3 protein-coding genes are annotated in these 1660 nt (G+C 73.3%); 2 read left to right on the top strand and 1 reads right to left on the bottom strand.

Going from position 1 to position 1660, the window contains the following annotated elements; genetic code table 11:
- The first annotated feature begins 204 nt into the window (after positions 1-204).
- Positions 205-756, top strand: a complete 552-nt coding sequence (locus AC2W7G_RS15660) for a cysteine hydrolase family protein (protein WP_485869254.1) — start codon at positions 205-207, stop codon at positions 754-756.
- Between the two features lie 60 nt (positions 757-816).
- Here the strand turns inward: AC2W7G_RS15660 and AC2W7G_RS15665 are convergent, their stop codons facing one another.
- Positions 817-978 (bottom strand): GPGG-motif small membrane protein, encoded by a 162-nt coding sequence (locus tag AC2W7G_RS15665; protein ID WP_485869255.1) that lies wholly within the window; start codon positions 976-978, stop codon positions 817-819.
- A gap of 147 nt (positions 979-1125) precedes the next feature.
- Here AC2W7G_RS15665 and AC2W7G_RS15670 point away from each other — a divergent pair, with 147 nt between their 5' ends.
- On the top strand, positions 1126-1530 hold the full coding sequence (locus AC2W7G_RS15670; protein WP_485869256.1) for a YjbQ family protein: 405 nt from the start codon (positions 1126-1128) through the stop codon (positions 1528-1530).
- Positions 1531-1660 lie beyond the last annotated feature (130 nt).

Consider the following 1660-nt stretch of genomic DNA (forward strand, 5'->3'; position numbering starts at 1 on the left):
CCGGGCACGCGGCGGTCGGCGGGCGGCAGCGTGCGACGACGGCGTGCAGGACGACGACGTGCGGGTCGTCCAGGTGGGCCCGGAGCCAGGCGACGTCGACGAGCGCGGGCGTGATGGTGCTCATCGGGCCACCCTAGGCCCGGGGCGGACGCCCCCCGCGGACGTGGGAGGCGCCGCGGACCGGGTGCGCCGTACCCTCGGGCGATGACCACCGCCCGACCCGCCCTCGTCGTCGTCGACGTCCAGCGCGGCTTCGACGACGCCGGCTTCTGGGGACCGCGCGACAACCCCGCGTGCGAGACGAACGTCGTCCGCCTGGTCGAGCGGTGGCGACACGACGGGCTCCCGCTGGTGCTCGTCCGTCACGACTCGCAGGACCCGGCGTCCCCGCTGCACCCGTCCTCGCCGGGCAACGCGTTCAAGCCGGGCGTCGACGGTCCGTCCGACCTGCTGGTCGTGAAGTCGGTGAACTCCGCGTTCCACGGCGCACCCGACCTGGACGCGTGGCTGCGCGGCGAGGGCGTCGACGCGATCGTGGTCTGCGGCATCACCACCAACCACTGCTGCGAGACGACCGCGCGGGTCGGCGGCAACCTCGGCTACGACGTGACGTTCGTGCTGGACGCCTGCCACACGTTCGACCGGCGCGACCCGCACGGCGACGTCGTGCCCGCGGCCGAGCTGGCCCGCGTCACGGCGACCAACCTGCACGGGGAGTTCGCCACGGTGCGGACCACCGCCGACGTCCTCGGCTGAGCCCCGGACGCGCAGGAGCCCCCGTCCCCGGGTGGGGACGAGGGCTCCGCAGCGCGGGGACTAGGCCCGTGCGCCACCGCGATTGAAGATGCTCCAACCACCGGGGCCCACGGCGAGGCCGACGACGATGAGCACGATGCCGAGCAGGACGCTGCCCTGGATCAGGGTGATGATGCCCCAGATCACGAGGATGACAGCGGCGATCCACAACAGGAATCCCATGATGGTGACCTCTCTTCTGCCGCTCCGTTGCGACGAGTCGACTCTGGCAGCGTCCGAGGGGGTCCGCACCTCGAGATCGCGGGTTGACCAATGAAGGTTCTCTTAGCCAGGCGTGCCGAGCCCGCCCGGAGGCGGCACGATCGAAGCATGCGCAGCGAGACCTTCGACCTGACCACCGGCGGCTCGGCCGTCGTCCGCGACGTCACCGACCGGTGCGCGGCCTTCGTCCGCGACGAGGCGGACGGGCTGCTCCACGTGTTCGTGCCGCACGCGACCGCGGGCCTGGCCATCATCGAGACCGGGGCCGGGAGCGACGACGACACGCTGACCGCGCTGGACGACCTGCTGCCGCGCGACAGCCGCTGGATCCACCAGCACGGGACTCCTGGGCACGGGCGGGACCACGTCGTCCCGGCGTTCCTGGCCCCCTCGCTCACCGTGCCGGTGCTGGGCGGACGCCTGGCGCTGGGTACCTGGCAGTCGGTGTGCGTCGTCGACACCAACGTCGACAACCCCGAGCGCCAGGTCCGGCTGAGCTTCCTGGCCGGCTAGTCCTCGCCGCGCTCGGCGCGGCCGTCGGCGTAGCCCTGGGCGTACGCCTCGTCCGAGCCCAGCCGGAACATGTCGCGCTCGGCGTCGCGCACGAGCGCGCGGCGCCGGGCCGCCGCCTCGGTCCACGTGC

It is taken from the genome of Aeromicrobium sp. PFPM2_SD2 (genome assembly GCF_057364525.1).